The following is a 17,641-nucleotide window of genomic DNA, read 5'->3' on the forward strand; positions in this document are numbered from 1 at the left end:
ATGATCACGGTGGCCGTACTCATGCCCGCAGGCGCCCCATCACCCAGCTGGCCAGCACCGACGCGTCACACGACCGCATCTACAGCTGCCGTGTCCGACGGCGCTGATGATCGCCGGAATCGGAACCCTGGCGGCCGGCGGCATCAGCTGGGTGCCGTCCGGCCCGGACTTCACCCGCTATCTGCCGCGCACCACCCCAGGCCGGGCGGTGGTGGGGGCGACCGTGGGCGGCGCGGTGCTCGTCTCGCTGCCGCTGGTGCTGATGGGTGCGGTGATGGCGGTGGCCACTCCGGACCTGGCCACCAGCAGCGATCCGGTCTCCTTCATCGGCACGCTCCTGCCGGACTGGATCTCGGTGCCTTATCTGCTCATTTCCGTGGTGGGAATGGTGCTGATCAATGCGATGTCGATGTATTCGGCCGGTTTCACCGCGCAGACGCTGGGGTTCAAGATCCCGCGCACGTGGGCGGTCGGGGTGAATGCCGCCATCAGTCTCCTTCTCGGCGGGATGCTCATGACGGCGGCGAGTAGTTTTATCGATTCGTTCGTCTCCTTTCTGACGTTGCTCGCGGTGACGTTCTCCGCCTGGATCGGCGTCTTCGGCGTGGATCTGCTGCGGGGGCGTACGTACGATGCGGCGGCGCTGCTGGACACCACTCCCGCCGGCGCCTACTGGTACACCGGCGGCTTCTCCGTACCCGCCGTTGCCGCGTGGGGTACGGGGCTGGTGGTGGGGCTGCTGCTGACCGGTGTGAAGTGGTTCACCGGCCCGCTCGCCACCACCTGGATCGGGCGCCACGGCCTGGGCTGGGCGGTCACCATCGCCGTCTCCGGCGCGCTGTACGCCCTGCTGCCGCGCCCGGCCGGGCGCGGTGGCGGCACGCCCCTACACTTCTGACGTCATGTCAGTTACTGTCCCGGCGCGCCAGCCCGCCCGGCGAAAGGGGACACCCGTCATGGCTTTCACAGTGGTCCGGTTCAATCTCGTCGATCCCGATGCCACCCCCGAGTCCCTCTCGGCCCGCTACCGTGCGGCGCTGGAGATGGCTGCGTACGCCGACGGGCACGGCGTCGACACCATGCAGACCGAGGAGCACCACGGCGCCGCCAACTCCTGGCTTCCTTCCCCCTTCGTCTTCGCCGGATCGGTCTTCGGCGCCACGAGCCGGATCGCGGTCACGGTCTCGGCGATCATCGGCCCCCTGCACGACCCGCTGCGGCTGGCGGAGGACATCGCGGTCCTCGATCTGCTGAGCGGGGGCCGGCTGGTGACGGTCGCGGGCATCGGATACCGGCCCGAGGAGTACGAGCAGGCGGGCGTCGAGTGGGGCAGGCGCGGCCGGCTCCAGGATGAGCTGTTGGAGACCCTGTTGCAGGCATGGACCGGCGAGCCGTTCCCGTACCGGGGCCGCACGGTCCGGGTCACTCCGCGCCCGTACACCCAGCCGCATCCGCTGCTGCTGGTGGGCGGCAGTTCGCGAGCGGCGGCGCGGCGGGCGGCCCGGCTGGAGCTGCCGTTCTTCCCGAGCGCGCACCTGCCCGAACTGGAGGCGTACTACCACGAGCAGCGCGCGGTCCACGGGACGGAGGGGTTCTGCATGATGCCGGCGGCCGAGACGCCGTTGCTTCATGTGTCGGAGGATCCCGATCGGACATGGGCCGAGTACGGCGAGCACTTCCTGCACGAGGCGCGGACGTACGCCTCCTGGCAGTCGAAGGACATCCGCTCGGCCGTGCGTTCGGCGGCCACGACGGTGGCGCACCTGCGGGACGAGGGGGTCTACCGGGTCGTCACCCCGCAGCAGCTGGCCGCACTGGAGGCCGACAGCCTGGTGCTGCATCCGCTGTGCGGCGGAATGCCGGTCGAGGAGGGATGGCGCAGCCTGCGGTTGTTCTGCGCCGCCCTCGCACAGTGACGTGCGCAGATGCACACGTCCCCGGCGCGCGGGCGCGGGCGCGGGCCGGGGACGCGTGGTCGAGGAGAGGGGCAGCGGGGATCAGCCCATCTCCTCCAACGCCTTGCCCTTGGTCTCCTTCACGAACTTGAGCACGAAGGGGATCGAGAGCACGGCGAAGCAGGTGTAAATGATGTAGGTGCCCGACAGGCTCCAGTCGGCCAGGCTCGGGAAGCTCGCGGTGATCGCCCAGTTGGCGATCCACTGGGCGGAGGCGGCGACACCGAGTGCGGCGGCGCGGATCCTGTTCGGGAACATCTCGCCGAGGAAGACCCAGACCACCACACCCCACGACAGGGCGAAGAAGAGCACGAAGACATGGGCCGCGATCAGGGCGACGACGCCCTGGGCGGTCGGGAGTTTGCCGTTGACCAGATCGGCGGAGAAGGCCCAGGCCTCGAAGGCCAGTGCGATCGCCATGCCGGCGGAGCCGGCGAGCGCGAGCGGCTTGCGGCCGATTCGGTCGACCAGGACCATCGCGATCACCGTACCGATGATGTTGACGATCGATGTGGTGAAGGACCAGAAGAAGGAGTCGGTCGGGTCGATACCGACGGACTGCCACAGCGTCGCCGAGTAGTAGAACGCCACGTTGATGCCGACGAGCTGCTGGAAGACCGAGAGGCCGATACCGACCCAGACGATCGACAGGAAGCCGAAACGGCTGCCGAGCAGGTCCTTGAAGGTGGACTTGTGCTCGCGGTGCATGGCGGTCTCGATCTCCAGGACGCGGGCGTCCAGGTCGACGGTCTTGCCCTCGACCTCACGGAGGATCTCCCGGGCCCGCTCCTTCTTGCCGACCGAGATCAGGAACCGCGGCGACTCGGGGATCGCGAACGACAACAGCCCGTACAGGGCCGCGGGAACGACCATCACACCGAGCATCCACTGCCAGGCTTCCAGGCCGCCGATCGTGCCGCGCTGGTCGCCGTCGGCAATCTGCAGGATGCCGAAGTTCACCAGCTGCGAGATGGCGATGCCGATGACGATCGCAGCCTGCTGGAAGGAGCCGAGCCGGCCACGGTAGGCGGCCGGCGAGACCTCGGCGATGTAGGCCGGGCCGATGACCGAGGCCATGCCGATGGCGAAGCCGCCGATGATCCGCCAGAAGGCCAGGTCCCAGAGGGCGAACGGGAGCGCGGAGCCGATGGCGCTGACGGTGAACAGCACCGAGGCGATCCGCATGCACCGGATGCGGCCGATCCGGTCGGCGATGCGGCCCGCCGTGGCGGCACCGATGGCGCAGCCGATCAGGGCGATGGCGATGACCTGGGCAAGCGTTCCGGAGCCGATGGCGTAGCGATCGCGGATCGCCTCGACGGCGCCGTTGATCACGGCGCTGTCGTAGCCGAAGAGGAAGCCACCCATCGCAGCGGCTGCCGTGATGAAGATGACGTGGCCGAGGTGTTCCGGATGAGCCGCTCGGGCTCCGGATCCTGATGTCTGCGATGCGCTGGTCACATGAACTCCTGGTGCCTGGCCGCGCCGTCAGGCGGGGGGTCGTCAGGCGGGGGGGCGAAACACTTCCAAGTGGCGCACAACTTTTTAGCAGCCACCACTTGAAGCTAAAAACAACGAATCAGAGAGTATGTGTTCAAGTTACGAAGTCAAGAATCGCCCAATGGCCTACTTCCACCCAAGACCACCCAGAGCCGCGTAGAAGACTTGAAGAACGAGTAAAACCTCAGCGCAGTCGCTGGCTGATGACCTTGGAGACCCCGTCACCCTGCATCGACACGCCGTACAGCGCGTCGGCGACCTCCATCGTCCGCTTCTGATGCGTGATCACGATGAGTTGCGAGCTCTCCTGGAGCTCCTCCATGATCCGGATCAGCCGCTGCAGATTGGTGTCGTCGAGCGCGGCCTCGACCTCGTCCATCACATAGAACGGGCTCGGCCTGGCCTTGAAGATCGAGACCAGCAACGCCACGGCCGTCAGAGACCGCTCGCCGCCGGACAGCAGGGAGAGCCGCTTGACCTTCTTGCCCGGCGGGCGGGCCTCGACGTCGACACCGGTCGCCAGCATGTTGTCAGGATCGGTCAGGACGAGCCGGCCCTCACCGCCCGGGAAGAGCCGTGAGAAGACGCCCTCGAACTCGCGGGCCGTGTCCCGGTACGCCTCCGTGAACACCTGCTCTACCCGCTCGTCGACCTCCTTGATCACCTGCATCAGGTCGGACCGGGTCTTCTTCAGGTCTTCGAGCTGTTCCGAGAGGAACTTGTGCCGCTCCTCCAGCGCCGAGAACTCCTCCAGGGCGAGCGGATTCACCTTCCCGAGTTGCTGATACGCCCGTTCGGCGGCCTTCAGCCGCTTCTCCTGCTCGGCCCTGACGAACGGCTTCGGCTGGTTGCGCGGGTGCTCCGGGTCCTCCGGCAGCTCCTCGCCCGCCGCGGCCGGCGACGGCGGCACCAGCTGGTCGGGGCCGTACTCGGCGGCCAGTCCGGCCGGCTCGACGCCCAGCTCTTCGAGGGCCTTCGCCTCCAGCTGCTCTATCCGCATCCGCTTCTCGGCGCCCAGCACCTCGCCGCGGTGGACGGAGTCGGTCAGCTTGTCCAGCTCGCCCTTGAGTTCGCGGCCGTGGCCGCGCTCGGCGGCCAGTTCCCGCTCGCGCTCCGCCTTGGCCGCCTCGGCCGCGAGCCGCTCCTCCTCGGCCCGCACGACGGACACCTCGACGTGGGAGAGGAGCTGGCGGGCGCCGGACGCGACGGCGGAGGCGACCGCGGCCTCGTGGCGCAGCCGGGCGCGGCGCTGTTCGGCGCGGGCGCGGGCCTCGCGCTCGGCGCGGGCGCCTCGGTCGAGGGAGTCGGCGCGTCCGGCGAGCCCCTTGACACGTTCCTCGTGGGTACGGACCTGGAGACGGGCCTCCATCTCGGTCTGGCGGGCGTTGGCCCCGTCGGCCGCGAGCCGGTCGCGCACGGAGTTGTCGGGCTCCTCCTCGACCGGCATCTCCTCGGCCACGAGCAGCCGCTCGGCCAGCTCCTCGGCCTCCTCGGTCGCCCGTTCCAGGGCGTCCTGGGCGCGCGCGGCGGAGGCGGCCGACCGCTCGGCCTCACCCGCGGCGCCACGCGCCTGCCCGGCGAGCCGCCCGAGCTGCTGGGCCACCCCGGACTTCTCCCGCTCGGCGGCCCTGCGCCGCTCCGCCAGCTCCTCGACCAGTTCGGCGCAGCCGCTGCGCCGCTCCCCCGCGAGTCGCTGGGCCTCGGCCAAATCGGTGCACCGGACAGCCAGTTCCGCCAGCTCGACCGCGGCCTCGTCGACGGACGCCTGTACTTCGAGAAGGCTGGGCGCGCCGGCAGAACCGCCGTGCGCAAAGTGGGTCCCCAGGACGTCTCCTTCGCCGGTCACGGCGGTCAGCCCGGGATGTGCGTCAACGAGATCCTCGGCGTCCTCCAGCGTGGGGACGACCACCATGCCTCGCAGGAGTCTGCGCACGGCGCCCATCAGCTCGGCCGGCCCCTGAACAAGATCGGTCACGGCCGGCGGGGCATCCGGGCCCGCCACCCCGAGCACCTGGCCGGACGCCTCGGCGAGGCCGGCAGCACCGTGGGCCGGGACGCCCTGCCCCGGTACGTGCCCCGCAGCCGCCGCGCCCCCCAGCAGCAACGCCGCCCGCCCCGCGTCCTGCTTGCGCAGCAGGCGGATGGCGTTCGCTGCCGTGGCCGGATCCGTCACGGCCACCGCGTCCGCCGCAGCGCCCAGGGCCGCCGCCACCGCCACCTCGTGGCCCGGGGTCACCGTCAGGAGTTCCGCGGCCGGTCCGAGCAGGCCCGACAGGCTGTCCTTCGCGGCGAGCAGCACTCCCGTGCCGTCCTTGCGGCGCAGACCCAGGGCCAGTGCCTCGTGACGGGCCGCGACCGCCGCCCGCTTGCGTTCCGCGCCGGTGGCGGCCTCCCGGGCGGCCGAGAGGGCCGCCTCCGCCTCCGCCAGCTCCCGCTTGGCGGTGTCGTGGCGCTCGCCCAGCTCCGTGTCGCCCGCGTCCAGGCCCTCCACTTCGGCCCTGAGCTGCTCGTACTCCTCCTGCGCTGCGACCGCTCGCTCCTGCGCCTCGTCGCGCGAGGCGGCCAGCCGGTCGATCTCCGCCTGGGCCGAACCGGCCCGGCTTCGAGCCGCGTTGACCTGTCCGGTCAGCCGCGCCAGCCCTTCGCGCCGGTCCGCAATGGCGCGGGCCGCGTCCTTGAGCCTGCGTTCTTCGGCGGCCAACTCCCTTTCCAGCTCGGCCCGGTGGGCGGCGGTGTCCTCCAGTGCGTGTTCCGCCGCCTCCAGCGCCGCCTCCAGCTCGGCCTCCTGCTCACGGATCCGGGCGGCCTCGCGTTCCATGTCCTCCGGGTCGCGGCCGCGCCGCTCCTCCTCGGGTGCGGCGGTGGCACTCTTCACCCGGGCGTCGGCGAGCGAGATCGTGCCGCGTACCCGCTCGGCCAGCTGCGAGAGCGCGTACCAGGTCTGCTGGGCGCGCTGCAGCCGCGGCGCCAGCCGCCGTACCTCGTCCTCCAGCTCCGCCTCACGTGCCAGAGCCGCCTTGAGCTCCGCCTCCGCCGCTTCCCGGCGCTGCTTCAGCGCCGCTTCGTCGGCGATCTCGCTGCGCAGCGCGTCGTGCAGCCGCACCAGGTCGTCGGCGAGCAGCCGCAGCCGGGCGTCGCGCAGATCGGCCTGGATGACGGCGGCCCGCCGGGCCACGGCCGCCTGCCGGCCCAACGGTTTCAGCTGCCGCCGCAGTTCGTCCGTCAGATCCTGGACGCGGGCCAGATTGGCCCCCATGGCGTCCAGCTTCCGCAGCGCCTTCTCCTTCCGCTTGCGGTGCTTGAGCACGCCTGCGGCTTCCTCGATGAACGCGCGCCGCCCCATCGGATCGGCATGGAGTACGGAGTCCAGCTGGCCCTGCCCGACGATGACGTGCATCTCCCGGCCGATACCGGAGTCCGAGAGAAGTTCCTGGATGTCGAGGAGCCTGCAGGTGTCGCCGTTGATCTGGTATTCGCTGCCGCCGTTGCGGAACATGATCCGAGTGATCGTCACTTCGGCGTACTCGATGGGCAGTGCGCCATCCGCATTGTCGATGGTCAGCGACACTTCGGCTCGTCCGAGCGGCGGCCGCCCGGTGGTGCCGGCGAAGATCACATCTTCCATCTTGCCGCCGCGCAGGGATTTGGCACCCTGCTCACCCATGACCCAGGAGAGCGCATCCACCACATTGGACTTGCCGGAACCATTGGGACCGACGACGCAGGTGATCCCCGGTTCGAACCGCAGGGTCGTGGCGGAGGCGAACGATTTGAAACCACGCAGGGTCAGGGCCTTGAGATGCACGCCGCCGGACTCTACCTTTCGCTCTCGGTTTCGCTGATGAAGGTGCAGGGCACATCAGACGGTAAGGGAAGGGGTGTACGCCCGGGGCGGGTCCGGCGCAGGTCCGCGAGAAAAAGAAAGAAAAGAAGGGACGCCGAGGCGCCCCTTTAAATCTTGCTGCTGTGCTGTGTGACGGATCAATAGCGCGACAGATCAGAGCGATGATCTCCAGTGATCCGGTGACGATCCGGTGATGAACTCAGACGGCTGACGCGTGCAGCCCGACCGGCCCCTGTGGGCCATCGGTCAGGTCAGCGCCGGCTCCGCCTGGGGTACGTCAATGTCGATGCTGTCGAGCAGCGACTCTTGGTGCTGGGCGGCGGCATTGAGCGCGTCGTTCTCGTCCTGAATCCGTACCAGCTCGGATTCAAGATCCTGGACGCGCTGCTGAAGCCGTCGCATCTCGGCGAGGAGTCGCGGGTCGGAACCGCCGACGTAACCGAGAAGCGCCTTTGCCATGATGGATGGTCCTCCACACTGAGTGACCGACCGATGCGGTGTGGGTCGTGAGGGAATCGCACCCGCGGTGCTCGGCAGCGCTCTGTCATCACTGCGGTTCTGCTGCCAACCAGCTCTGCCAAACAGCTAAGGTGCGCGGGGTTTTCAGCGTCTCACCAAAAAGTTTGACGGTCAACACGATCACACCCTGTAGAGGCGGGCGTCCCCGGGGCGCGCGGCTTGACGATCATACGGCGCGACTCTCCTGCGGGGCCCTGAAGGGCGTGGAGATCATCCTTACTGCCGCAGCCTGGCACGGCAACCGATTCTTGGCAACCACTCGGTTCTTCCGCAGGTCATTTCATGTGTACGCGGATGAGCGGCGCACAGCGTCACCCCGCGCCGCCTCTCGAACACGGTCCGAACACGGCCCCGAATTCGGTCCGCATTCGGATCAGGATCAGCGGATGCCAAACCCCTCGTAACCACCGCGTGGGGTGTCCCAGATCTCAGTGACTCCGTCCACGCGTCCGGGTGTGTCGTCGGAGCGCAGCCACTCCAGCAGACGGTGGCAATTCTCACGTTGCCCTTCCGCGACAACCTGTACTCGACCGTCGTCGAGATTGAGGGCGAATCCGGTGAGGCCACCGATCTCCAAAGCGTTTGCCCTGGTGAACCACCGGAATCCTACTTGCTGTACTCGGCCGCGTACCCAAGCAGTGAGTCGCACATCGTCGTTCATGCCAGAACGCTAACCGGCCAATTGCTCAACGAGCACTTCCGCCCCAGAGGCCATGGCGTAAAGTCCGGTCGCAATAGCCTCACCCGATCGGGTGAGGCATGTGGACGCCGAGACCGGCGTCCAGCTCGCCAGAAGGGGACAGCAGATGGGCCGCCATCGACGCTCCGCCGCAGGTCCCGAAGCAGGTCCGGCCGCCGACGCGGACAACGCTGTGGACACCCGCCGCCACCGGGGCGCACGCCGCAGGAAGCGGTCCGCCATCCACCTGCGTACCGGACTGGTCGGCGCCTCCGCGGCCATGGCCGTCGGAGCCGTGGCCGTGGCCTCCGGACTGCTGCCCGGCGGCGCCGGCTACCACGTGAGCGGCGGCACGGCCGCCGACCAGGTCCGCGCGGAGGGGGCGCCGGACCTGCTGACGCAGGGCGGTTCCACCACAGCGCCGGCCGACCGCGGCCTGTCGTCGGCCTCGGCCAGCCGCGGAACGGGGCGTTCCGAGGGGTCTGAGGCTTCGCGCACCCCCGGTTCCTCGGCAACGCCGTCCGCTTCGCCTTCGAAGACGTCCGAGCAGACGAAGCGGGCCCAGGCGGAGAAGACGGAGGAGAGCGCGGCTCCCTCGGCGGCCGACAAGGCCGACGCCGCCCCGACGACCAAGGCCCCGGCAGCGCCCAGGACATCGGCCGCCGCTCCGACCCGCCAGGCCTCACCCCCGGCTGCCGGCACCTCCGCACAGGCGGCCGTGCTCACCCTGGTCAACCAGGAGCGCGCGAAGGTCGGCTGCAGCCCGGTGACGGCCAGCTCCTCGCTCGCCTCGCTGGCCCAGGACTTCAGTGACGACATGGCGGCCCGTGGCTTCTTCAGCCACACCGACCCGGACGGCCAGACCCCGTGGGACCGTGCCACGAAGGCCGGCGTGAGGGGGCTCGGCGGCGAGAACATCGCCCGCGGCCAGGCCGACGCACAGGCCGTGATGGACTCCTGGATGAACAGCGAAGGCCACCGAGCAAACATTCTCAACTGCGACTACAAGACACTCGGTGTCGGAGTGCACTACGGCTCCGGCGGCCCCTGGTGGACGCAGGACTTCGGCTTCTGATCCGCCGGACACCCGCCTCCGAGCCTTCCCGCCTCACCACTTACGCCCGCACAGCGCACTCCAGAAGTGAGCACTGTGCGGGCGTAAGCTTGTTTTATGGACGAGAGCACCCGGCGGGACGGCACCGACAGCCTGCTGTTCGACGTGTTCTCCCGGCAGTGCCCCTCGCGCGGCACGCTGGAACATGTCACCGGACGCTGGGGCAGCCTGACGCTGACCGCGCTCCACGATTCCGGTGCCCGCTTCAACGAGTTGCGGCGCAGGGTCGACGGGGTGAGCGAGAAGATGCTCTCCCAGACGCTGCACGCACTGGAGCGGGACGGCCTCGTCCACCGGGAGGCGCAACCCACCAACCCGCCGCGCGTCGACTACGAACTGACCCCGCTGGGACACGAGGTCGCCGGCCGGCTGTGCGCGCTGATCCAGCTCGTCGAGGGCCGGATGCCCGAGGTGCTGGACGCCCGCAACTGTTACGACGAGGCCCGCGAGAGCTGAGGGCTGTCCGGCTTGATCGGCCGGACACCGCTCAGGGCCGCGGCGGCCGCTGGCAGCGCGGGCAGAAGTAGCTGGAGCGGTTCATCCACGGGCGCCGCCGCATCGGCGTACCGCAGCGGTGGCAGGGCTCGTCCTCGCGACCATAGGCGTCGAGCGACCGGTCGAAGTAGCCCGACTCGCCGTTCACATTGACGTAGAGGCTGTCGAAGCTGGTGCCGCCCTGGTCGAGCGCCGCGTTCATCACGTCGCGGACATGGCCGAGCAGCTCGGCCGACCTGGGCCGGGTCAGCGTCGCGGTGGGCCGGTCGTAGTGCAGCTTCGTGCGCCAGAGCGCCTCGTCCGCGTAGATGTTGCCGACGCCGCTGATGAGCGACTGGTCGAGCAGGGCGCGTTTGACCGTCGTACGGCGCTGCCGCAGCGCGGTGTGGAACGCGGCGTCGTCGAACGCCGGGTCCAGGGGGTCGCGAGCGATGTGCGCGATGGTGTCGGGCAGCCCGTCGGGGGTGTTCTCGTGGAGCGAGAGCCCACCGAAGGTCCGCTGGTCGACGAAGCGCAGCTCGGTACCCAGGGTGTCGTCGAAGCGGATCCGGATCCGCAGGTGCTTCTCGTCGGGGGTGTCCTGCGGCTGTACGAGCAGCTGGCCGCTCATGCCGAGGTGGCCGAGGAGCGAGGAGGACACATCGTCCAGTGGCACCCAGAGGTACTTGCCGCGGCGCATGGCCCTGCCGAAACGGCTGCCGCCGAGCCGGGCCGCAAAGTCCGTGGAACCCGCGATATGGCGGCGGACCGCGCGCGGGTGCAGGATCTCGACGTCGGCGACCGTGCGGCCGGTGACATAGCGATCGAGACCGCGCCGTACGACTTCGACCTCGGGCAGCTCGGGCACGGTGCAGCTCCTTCAGAACAAGGTTACGTACGTGTCTTTGATTCCGGACACGGCAAACCCCCCGGTGCACAAGGCACCGAGGGGTCGACGCGCGTCAGGCCGGAGCGGTGTCCGTGGACGGTGACGGGTCGGCAGGGGTGTCGGCGACCCCTCCGTCGGCGGCGACCTTGGCCGCAGCCTCCCGTTCCTCCGCGGCAGCGCTGATCTCGCGCCAGGCGGACTCGGCCGCCTGCTGCTCCGCTTCCTTCTTGCTACGGCCGGTGCCGGTGCCGTACAAGACACCACCGACGCGAGCAGCAGCAGTAAAGGTCTTCTCGTGGTCCGGGCCGGTCTCCGTGACGAGGTACTCGGGGACTCCGAGGCTCTCGCTCGCGGTGAGTTCCTGGAGGCTGGTCTTCCAGTCCAGGCCGGCGCCGAGGTTGGAGGACCTGTCGATCAGCGGGTCGAAGAGCCGGTGGACCAGCTCCGAGGCCGCGCTGAGGCCCTGGTCGAGATAGACCGCGCCGATCACCGCTTCAAGGGTGTCGGCGAGGATGGACGCCTTGTCCCTGCCGCCCGTGCCCTCTTCGCCCCGGCCGAGCCGGACGAAGGAGCCGAGTTCGAGGCCGCGGCCCACTTCCGCAAGTGCACGCGAGTTGACCACCGCGGCCCGCAACTTGGCCAGCTGGCCTTCGGGCAGGTCGGGGTGGGTGCGGTACAGCGTGTCCGTGACCACCAGGCCGAGTACCGAATCCCCGAGGAATTCGAGCCGCTCGTTGGTGGGCAGACCGCCGTTCTCGTACGCGTACGAGCGGTGGGTCAGCGCACGCACCAGAAGGGCGGACTCAAGGTGATACCCGAGCCGCCCTTCCAGAAGCGTGTGGGACGAGGCTGTGTTGACGTTGTCTGCCTGCTTCTTGGCGTGGGACAACTCAGACATCGGGCCTCTCACCAGCCGCTCAGACCTCGAGGACCTGGCGCTTGTTGTACGTGCCGCAGCTCGGGCACGCGATGTGCTGCAGCTTCGGCTCCTGGCAACGCTCGCACGAAACCAGAGTGGGGACCGCAGCCTTCCACTGCGACCGGCGGTGGCGCGTGTTGCTGCGCGACATCTTCCGCTTCGGAACAGCCACGGCTACTTCTCCTGCTTCTCGTCGACGCCCGCTTCGGCGCCGCCCATGTTGTCCTTCTCGCCGTCCGAAACGGTCTCGGCGAGTCCTTGCAATGCCGCCCAACGAATGTCGACGGCATCGTGGTGGTGGCCGGGGTTCTCGTCCAGTCTGATTCCGCATTCGGAACACAGACCGGCACAGGTCTCCCGGCACACCGGCTGCATCGGCAGTGCGAGCACCACCGCATCGCGCAGCACTGGCTCGAGGTCGAACAGGCCGTCCTCGATGAAGAGCCTGTCCTCGTCATCCTCGGCGTCGTCGGCCGGTTCCGCTTTGCTGCGGCCCCGGTCATCGGCGTCAGGGTACGAGAACATCTCCTGGAAGTCCGCCGCAACCTCTTGGCGCAGCGGCTCCAGACACCTTACGCACTCCCCCTCGGCCGACGCGCGGGCGGTGCCTGTGACAAGCACCCCTTCCATGACCGATTCGAGGCGGATGTCCAGCTCCACGGGTGCGCCTTCCGGTACACCGATGACCCCGTCGATACCGAGGTCCCTGGGGGCGTCCACCGAGCGGGTCAGCCGCAGGAGGGCACCGGGACGCCGACCCAGCTCGTGCGTATCGAACACGAGGGGGTTTCGGTGGTCGAGGTGGCCGTTCAGGGCTTTTCCTGCTTTCGAAATCGTGTGCATGGCGCATCGCGCACCGTGGGGGGCCGACCGGTTCGGAGTCGAAGCGGGCAGCCGGGACCGCACTTCTACGCGCGACCGAAGAACCAGGATACTGGACGCGTCACCCTGCTCCCAACCGGGTCCGATACCGGACCCGAACCGACCGGAATCGGTCAGTGCTCCTGCTCGTACCGGCGGAGCTGATCGAGGTCGATCATGCTGGTGTCGAACAGGCTGGTCTCGTCGAGGGCGCTCTCGCCCTGCTGGTGAAATCCCTGCTGCGGGAGCCCCTGCTGCTGCGGAAGAGGCTGGTGCTGCCAGTTGTCGTACCCCTGCGCCTGCCCCTGGTCGTAGCCCTGCTGCTGATAGGCGACGTACGGGTCGGGCTGCTGGTGGTAGCCGTACATGTCCTGCTGGGGCTGTTCCTGGTACGCGTACGTCTCCGCGTAGCTCGGCTGGGCCTGCGCCGGGAAGTGCGGCTGGACCTGCTGGGGCACCGGCTGCGGCTCCGGGGTGGCGAGCTCGGCGAGACCCGCCCAGTGGTCCTCGTCGCTGGTGTGGCCCTGGGTGCCCGCGGCGTCCTGGGCGGCCATGTGCGCGCCGAGCTCATCGGTGGCGACCCGGCCGTGCAGCTTCTGCCGGCCGCGGCCGACCGCCTCCAGGGTCTTGGCCAGCACGGCCTCGAAGGCACCGAGCTTGGTGTCGACGTACTCGTCGGCGCGGCGCTGCTGTGTGGCCGGGTCGGTGCTGCGCTCCGGGGCCTCGGCGAAGTCCGGGTCCTCGTACCCCTGCTCGTCGAAGGCCTGGCCGCGGCCGAGGAGCTTCTCGCGGCCCCGGTCGACGGATCCGATGGTCTTGGTGAGGACGACCTCGAAGTTGGCGAGCTTGCTGTCGACGTACTCGTCGGCCTCGGCGCGGACCTCGTCGGCCTCACGGCGGGCCTCGTCGAGGATGCGGTCGGCCTCGGTCTGGGACTGCCGGGCGATCTCGGTGTCGGAGACCAGTGAGCCGCGCTGGGCGTGGGCGGACTCGATGATCCGCTCGGCCTCCTGGCGGGCCTGCTCGACCAGCTGCTCCCGGCCGCCGATGAGCTCCTGGGCGTGGGCGAGCGAGCCGGGGAGGGCCTCGCGTACCTCTTCGAGCATCGCGAGCAGCTCGGCTCGGTTCACCACGCACGACGCCGACATGGGCATGGACCGGGCGTTCCCGACCGCTTCGACGATCTCGTCGAGCTTCTTCTGCACGTCCACCGTGTGCTCGCCACTCTCTACTGCTGATTGGAGACGGACGGGACGACTGTACGGCCAGTCGGCGCCCGTCCGACACCTGGTGACGGGCTGTCAGTGGTTCACTGCTGGGCGAGCCGGTCCATGAGGGCCCGGTGGACCAGCGGCGGCAGCAGGTGCGAGACGTCGCCACCCCAGGTCGCGACCTCCTTGACCAGGGAGGACGACAGGAAGCTGTACGTGGGGTTGGTCGGCACGAAGAGCGTTTCGACGCCGGAGAGGCCGTTGTTCATCTGGGCCATCTGCAACTCGTAGTCGAAGTCGCTCACGGCCCGCAGGCCCTTCACGATGGCCGGGATGTCGCGCTGCTTGCAGAAGTCGACCAGAAGGCCGTGGAAGGACTCGACCTGGACATTGCCGAAGTCGGCGGTGACCTGGCGGATCAGTTCGATCCGCTCGTCGACCGTGAACAGGCCCTTCTTGGACTGATTGATCATCACCGCGACATGTACGACGTCGTACAGCTTCGAGGCGCGGCCAATGATGTCGAGGTGTCCATTGGTGATGGGGTCGAACGACCCCGGACAGACGGCGCGGCGCAACTTGAGTCCCTCGCTCTCCGGTGCGGTCATCGTGCGTCTTCGCACGTAGAGGCGGCGCGACCGTACCAAAGCGTGCCCTCGCCGTAGCGACGGGCCCGCAATGGCTCGAATCCCTTCGGCCAGTTGAATTCTCCGCCTCTGGTGCTTCGTTCCACGGTGACGAGGGCATCGTCCGTGAGCCAGCCCTGGGCACGGAGTGTGACCAGGATCTCGCCAAGATCGTCGTCGGTGACGGCGTACGGCGGGTCCAGAAAGACCACGTCGTACGGGTCCGCGGGCGCCGGTCCCGTCACGATCTGTTCGGCTTTGCCAGTACGGACTTCGGCGCCGGGCAGGACGAGCGTACGGACGTTGTCCCGGATCGTGCGGACGGCCCTGGCGTCGGCCTCGACGAGCAGGGCGTGGACCGCGCCACGGGAGAGAGCTTCGAGGCCGACGGCGCCGGAGCCCGCGTACAGATCCGCGATACGAATGCCCTTCAGGGTGCCGAGGAGCGCCTCCCAGGTGGAGAAGAGGCCCTCGCGTGCGCGGTCGGAGGTGGGGCGGGTGCCGGTGCCGGGCGGGACGGCCAGGCGGCGTCCGCCGGCCGAGCCGGCGATCACGCGGGTCATGGGTGTCTGAGTCCTCGGGTCGGGGGTGACCCGCCGGGGTGGGGCGGGCGCCGTGCGTCCCACGATATGGCGTCGGGCCCGTTCGGGCCCGGGGGCCCCGGCGGCTCCGTGGGGCTCCCCGTCCTCAGCCGTTGTCGTCCCTCCGGTGCCCGGGTTCCGTCTCCCCTTGTGTTCAGCCTTCGTCGAGTTGTGTTCAGCCCTTGTCGAGGTACTCCTCGCGCTCCTTGTCGAGCAGCGCGTCCAGGGCGGTGCGCAGCTCGGGCAGGTGTGTCAGCTCCGGGTCGGCGGCGACGACGGCGACGGCCTCTTCGCGGGCGGCGGCGATGACCTCCTCGTCGTCGATGACGGTGAGCATCCGCAGGGAGGAGCGGACACCGGACTGGGCCTGGCCGAGGACATCGCCCTCACGGCGCTGTTCGAGATCGATACGGGACAGCTCGAAGCCGTCGAGGGTGGCGGCGACGGCGGAGAGCCGGGCGCGGGCGGGGCTCGCCTCGTGCGCCTCGCTGACCAGCAGGCAGAGGCCGGCGGCGGAGCCACGGCCGACGCGGCCGCGCAGCTGGTGGAGCTGGGAGACACCGAACCGGTCGGCGTCCATGATCACCATCGCGGTGGCGTTGGGGACGTTCACCCCTACCTCGATGACGGTCGTCGCGACGAGGACGTCGACGTGGCCCGCGGCGAAGCGGCGCATCACGTCGTCCTTGTCGTCGGGGTTCATCCTGCCGTGCAGCACCGCGATGCGCAGACCGGCGAGGGCGCCCTTGGTGAGCTGCTCGGCGATCTCCAGCACGGCGAGCGGCGGGCGCTTGTCGCCGTCGTCCTCGGGCTCCTGCTTCTTGGTCTTCTTCTCGGTCTCGTCGTCGGCGTCGTCACCGATCCGAGGGCAGACGACATACGCCTGGTGGCCGTTCTCGACCTCCTCGCGGACCCGCTCCCAGGCGCGGGTGAGAAAGTGCGGCTTGTCCTTGGCGGGGACGACATGGCTGGCGATCGGCGAGCGGCCGGCCGGAAGCTGGTCCAGGACGGATGTCTCCAGGTCACCGAAGACGGTCATGGCGACGGTACGGGGAATGGGTGTGGCGGTCATGACCAGCAGGTGGGGCGGCTGCTTGCCCTTGGACCGCAGGGCGTCGCGCTGCTCGACACCGAAGCGGTGCTGCTCGTCGACGACGACCAGTCCCAGGTCGTGGAACTGCACCTTGTCCTCGATCAGCGCATGCGTGCCGATCACGATCCCGGCCTCGCCGGTGACCAGGTTCAGCAGTGCCCGCCGGCGGGCCGCCATCCCCATGGAGCCGGTGAGCAGCACCACCTTCGTACCGAGGTCGGAGCCGCCCAGCATTCCTCCCTCAGCCAGCTCGCCCATCATTTCCGTGATGGACCGGTGATGCTGCTGGGCGAGCACCTCGGTGGGGGCGAGCATCGCGGCCTGTCCGCCCGCGTCGACGACGGCGAGCATGGCGCGCAACGCGACCAGCGTCTTTCCGGAACCGACCTCGCCCTGCAGCAGCCGGTGCATCGGATGCTCGGTCGCCAGGTCGTCGAAGATCTCCTTGGAGACCTTCTCCTGGCCCTCCGTGAGGGTGAACGGCAGCTTGGCGTCGAATGCGTCGAGCAGCCCGCCGTGAGCAGGGATCCGCGCCACCGCCGGAAGTTGGGTGTCCGCGAACCGGCGGCGGGCGAGCGCGACCTGGAGGACGAACGCCTCGTCCCATTTCAGCCGGTCCCTGGCGTCGGCGATGTCCGCCTTGGTCTGCGGGCGGTGGATCTTCAGCAGTGCCTCGGGCAGCGGGGTGAAGCCGCGCCCCTCGCGCAGCGACGGCGGCAGCGGATCGACGGCGTCCCGGGCACTGGACAGCACGGTGTCGACGGCCTTGGCGATCCGCCAGGAGTCGAGCTGCTTGCAGGCCGGATAGATGGGCAGCAGCCGCCCGGCGAAGGCGTCCACCGCCTCCGTGGCCTCGTCGGCGTCCGTGGCGTCGAGCAGCTGGTAGGTGGGGTGGGCCAGCTGCATCTTCCGATTGAAGACGGAGACCTTGCCCGCGAACATCGCCCGGCGGCCGGGCAGCAGCTCCTTGTGCGGCTTGTGCACGCCGTGGCCGAAGAAGACCAGCTGGAGCCGGCCACTGCCGTCGGTGAGGGTCACCTCCAGGCGCTTGCCCCTGCCGTTGTTGAACATCATGATCCGGGCGTCGGCGACCTGGGCGACGACGGTCACATGCTCGTCCAGCGGGAGGTCGGCCAGCGCGGTGAGCTTGCCGCGCTCCTCGTACCGCCGCGGGTAGTGGTGCAGCAGATCACCGACCGTGTGCAGGTCGAGGTGTTCGGCCATCACCTTCGCGGTGGCACCGCCGAGCAGCTTCTTGAGGGGTTCGTCGAACGCAGACACGCGATCCATTGCACACCACACCACTGACAGAAGTCGCCCGCACCACCGGAATCCCCTGGTCACAAACGTCTTCGCGCCCCTAGGATCGGTCCCCC

At 69.2% G+C, this 17,641-nt stretch carries 15 protein-coding genes and 1 pseudogene; 4 read left to right on the forward strand and 12 right to left on the reverse strand.

The genetic code is table 11. The features are described from left to right. Positions 1-97: 97 nt before the first annotated feature. A pseudogene (locus ABZV38_RS32230) lies at positions 98-898 on the forward strand (cytosine permease); the annotation flags it as partial. A gap of 58 nt (positions 899-956) precedes the next feature. After that, on the forward strand, positions 957-1,916 hold the full coding sequence (locus ABZV38_RS32235; RefSeq protein ID WP_356331981.1) for an LLM class flavin-dependent oxidoreductase: 960 nt from the start codon (positions 957-959) through the stop codon (positions 1,914-1,916). 81 nt (positions 1,917-1,997) lie between these two features. Here the strand turns inward: ABZV38_RS32235 and ABZV38_RS32240 are convergent, their stop codons facing one another. The 4 genes from ABZV38_RS32240 to ABZV38_RS32255 form a co-directional block, all read right to left on the reverse strand. Continuing rightward, positions 1,998-3,416, reverse strand: coding sequence for a sugar porter family MFS transporter (locus ABZV38_RS32240; protein ID WP_356331982.1), 1,419 nt, complete (start codon positions 3,414-3,416; stop codon positions 1,998-2,000). A 223-nt stretch (positions 3,417-3,639) separates the two neighbouring features. Continuing rightward, positions 3,640-7,260, reverse strand: a complete 3,621-nt coding sequence (gene smc / locus ABZV38_RS32245) for a chromosome segregation protein SMC (RefSeq protein WP_356331983.1) — start codon at positions 7,258-7,260, stop codon at positions 3,640-3,642. Positions 7,261-7,545: 285 nt separating this feature from the next. Continuing rightward, positions 7,546-7,758 (reverse strand): hypothetical protein, encoded by a 213-nt coding sequence (locus ABZV38_RS32250; protein ID WP_018551753.1) that lies wholly within the window; start codon positions 7,756-7,758, stop codon positions 7,546-7,548. Positions 7,759-8,197: 439 nt separating this feature from the next. Continuing rightward, entirely contained in the window at positions 8,198-8,479 is a 282-nt protein-coding gene (locus ABZV38_RS32255; protein ID WP_356331984.1) for an acylphosphatase, read from the reverse strand. A 145-nt stretch (positions 8,480-8,624) separates the two neighbouring features. On the opposite strand from ABZV38_RS32255, the gene ABZV38_RS32260 reads away from it, so the two are divergent. Both ABZV38_RS32260 and ABZV38_RS32265 read left to right on the forward strand, forming a co-directional pair. Next, positions 8,625-9,572 (forward strand): CAP domain-containing protein, encoded by a 948-nt coding sequence (locus ABZV38_RS32260; protein WP_356332001.1) that lies wholly within the window; start codon positions 8,625-8,627, stop codon positions 9,570-9,572. 96 nt (positions 9,573-9,668) lie between these two features. Next, on the forward strand, positions 9,669-10,067 hold the full coding sequence (locus ABZV38_RS32265) for a helix-turn-helix domain-containing protein (protein WP_356331985.1): 399 nt from the start codon (positions 9,669-9,671) through the stop codon (positions 10,065-10,067). 31 nt (positions 10,068-10,098) lie between these two features. Here the strand turns inward: ABZV38_RS32265 and mutM are convergent, their stop codons facing one another. The 8 genes from mutM to recG all read right to left on the reverse strand — a co-directional run bounded on the left by mutM (position 10,099) and on the right by recG (position 17,555). Further along, positions 10,099-10,953 (reverse strand): bifunctional DNA-formamidopyrimidine glycosylase/DNA-(apurinic or apyrimidinic site) lyase, encoded by an 855-nt coding sequence (mutM, locus tag ABZV38_RS32270; protein WP_356331986.1) that lies wholly within the window; start codon positions 10,951-10,953, stop codon positions 10,099-10,101. Positions 10,954-11,047: 94 nt separating this feature from the next. Then, the gene (rnc, locus tag ABZV38_RS32275) at positions 11,048-11,872 is read right to left on the reverse strand and encodes a ribonuclease III (protein ID WP_356331987.1); all 825 of its coding nucleotides are present in this window, start codon (positions 11,870-11,872) and stop codon (positions 11,048-11,050) included. A 19-nt stretch (positions 11,873-11,891) separates the two neighbouring features. Next, positions 11,892-12,065, reverse strand: coding sequence for a 50S ribosomal protein L32 (gene rpmF / locus ABZV38_RS32280; RefSeq protein WP_003965982.1), 174 nt, complete (start codon positions 12,063-12,065; stop codon positions 11,892-11,894). 2 nt (positions 12,066-12,067) lie between these two features. Beyond that, entirely contained in the window at positions 12,068-12,736 is a 669-nt protein-coding gene (locus tag ABZV38_RS32285; protein WP_356331988.1) for a DUF177 domain-containing protein, read from the reverse strand. A 152-nt stretch (positions 12,737-12,888) separates the two neighbouring features. Further along, positions 12,889-13,965: a cell division initiation protein gene (locus tag ABZV38_RS32290; RefSeq protein WP_356331989.1), complete on the reverse strand. Its 1,077-nt coding sequence runs from the start codon at positions 13,963-13,965 to the stop codon at positions 12,889-12,891. A gap of 98 nt (positions 13,966-14,063) precedes the next feature. Then, positions 14,064-14,543 carry a pantetheine-phosphate adenylyltransferase gene (gene coaD / locus ABZV38_RS32295; RefSeq protein WP_356332002.1) on the reverse strand — a complete coding sequence of 160 codons (480 nt, stop codon included), beginning with the start codon at positions 14,541-14,543 and terminating at the stop codon, positions 14,064-14,066. Positions 14,544-14,569: 26 nt separating this feature from the next. Continuing rightward, positions 14,570-15,154, reverse strand: coding sequence for a 16S rRNA (guanine(966)-N(2))-methyltransferase RsmD (gene rsmD / locus ABZV38_RS32300; RefSeq protein ID WP_356331990.1), 585 nt, complete (start codon positions 15,152-15,154; stop codon positions 14,570-14,572). A gap of 193 nt (positions 15,155-15,347) precedes the next feature. Beyond that, the gene (gene recG / locus ABZV38_RS32305) at positions 15,348-17,555 is read right to left on the reverse strand and encodes an ATP-dependent DNA helicase RecG (protein WP_356331991.1); all 2,208 of its coding nucleotides are present in this window, start codon (positions 17,553-17,555) and stop codon (positions 15,348-15,350) included. Between the last annotated feature and the right edge of the window lie 86 nt (positions 17,556-17,641).

This window comes from Streptomyces sp. NPDC005181 (genome assembly GCF_040608395.1).
In the GTDB taxonomy this organism is placed as follows: domain Bacteria; phylum Actinomycetota; class Actinomycetes; order Streptomycetales; family Streptomycetaceae; genus Streptomyces.

What these genes read in the sequence shown, in the direction of transcription:
- ABZV38_RS32235 (WP_356331981.1), top strand. Translation starts at nt 957, where the DNA reads ATGGCTTTCACAGTGGTCCGGTTCAATCTCGTCGATCCCGATGCCACC.
- ABZV38_RS32250 (WP_018551753.1), bottom strand. Translation starts at nt 7,758, where the DNA reads ATGGCAAAGGCGCTTCTCGGTTACGTCGGCGGTTCCGACCCGCGACTC.
- ABZV38_RS32255 (WP_356331984.1), bottom strand. Translation starts at nt 8,479, where the DNA reads ATGAACGACGATGTGCGACTCACTGCTTGGGTACGCGGCCGAGTACAG.
- ABZV38_RS32260 (WP_356332001.1), top strand. Translation starts at nt 8,625, where the DNA reads ATGGGCCGCCATCGACGCTCCGCCGCAGGTCCCGAAGCAGGTCCGGCC.
- ABZV38_RS32265 (WP_356331985.1), top strand. Translation starts at nt 9,669, where the DNA reads ATGGACGAGAGCACCCGGCGGGACGGCACCGACAGCCTGCTGTTCGAC.
- rnc (WP_356331987.1), bottom strand. Translation starts at nt 11,872, where the DNA reads ATGTCTGAGTTGTCCCACGCCAAGAAGCAGGCAGACAACGTCAACACA.
- ABZV38_RS32285 (WP_356331988.1), bottom strand. Translation starts at nt 12,736, where the DNA reads ATGCACACGATTTCGAAAGCAGGAAAAGCCCTGAACGGCCACCTCGAC.
- rsmD (WP_356331990.1), bottom strand. Translation starts at nt 15,154, where the DNA reads ATGACCCGCGTGATCGCCGGCTCGGCCGGCGGACGCCGCCTGGCCGTC.
- recG (WP_356331991.1), bottom strand. Translation starts at nt 17,555, where the DNA reads ATGGATCGCGTGTCTGCGTTCGACGAACCCCTCAAGAAGCTGCTCGGC.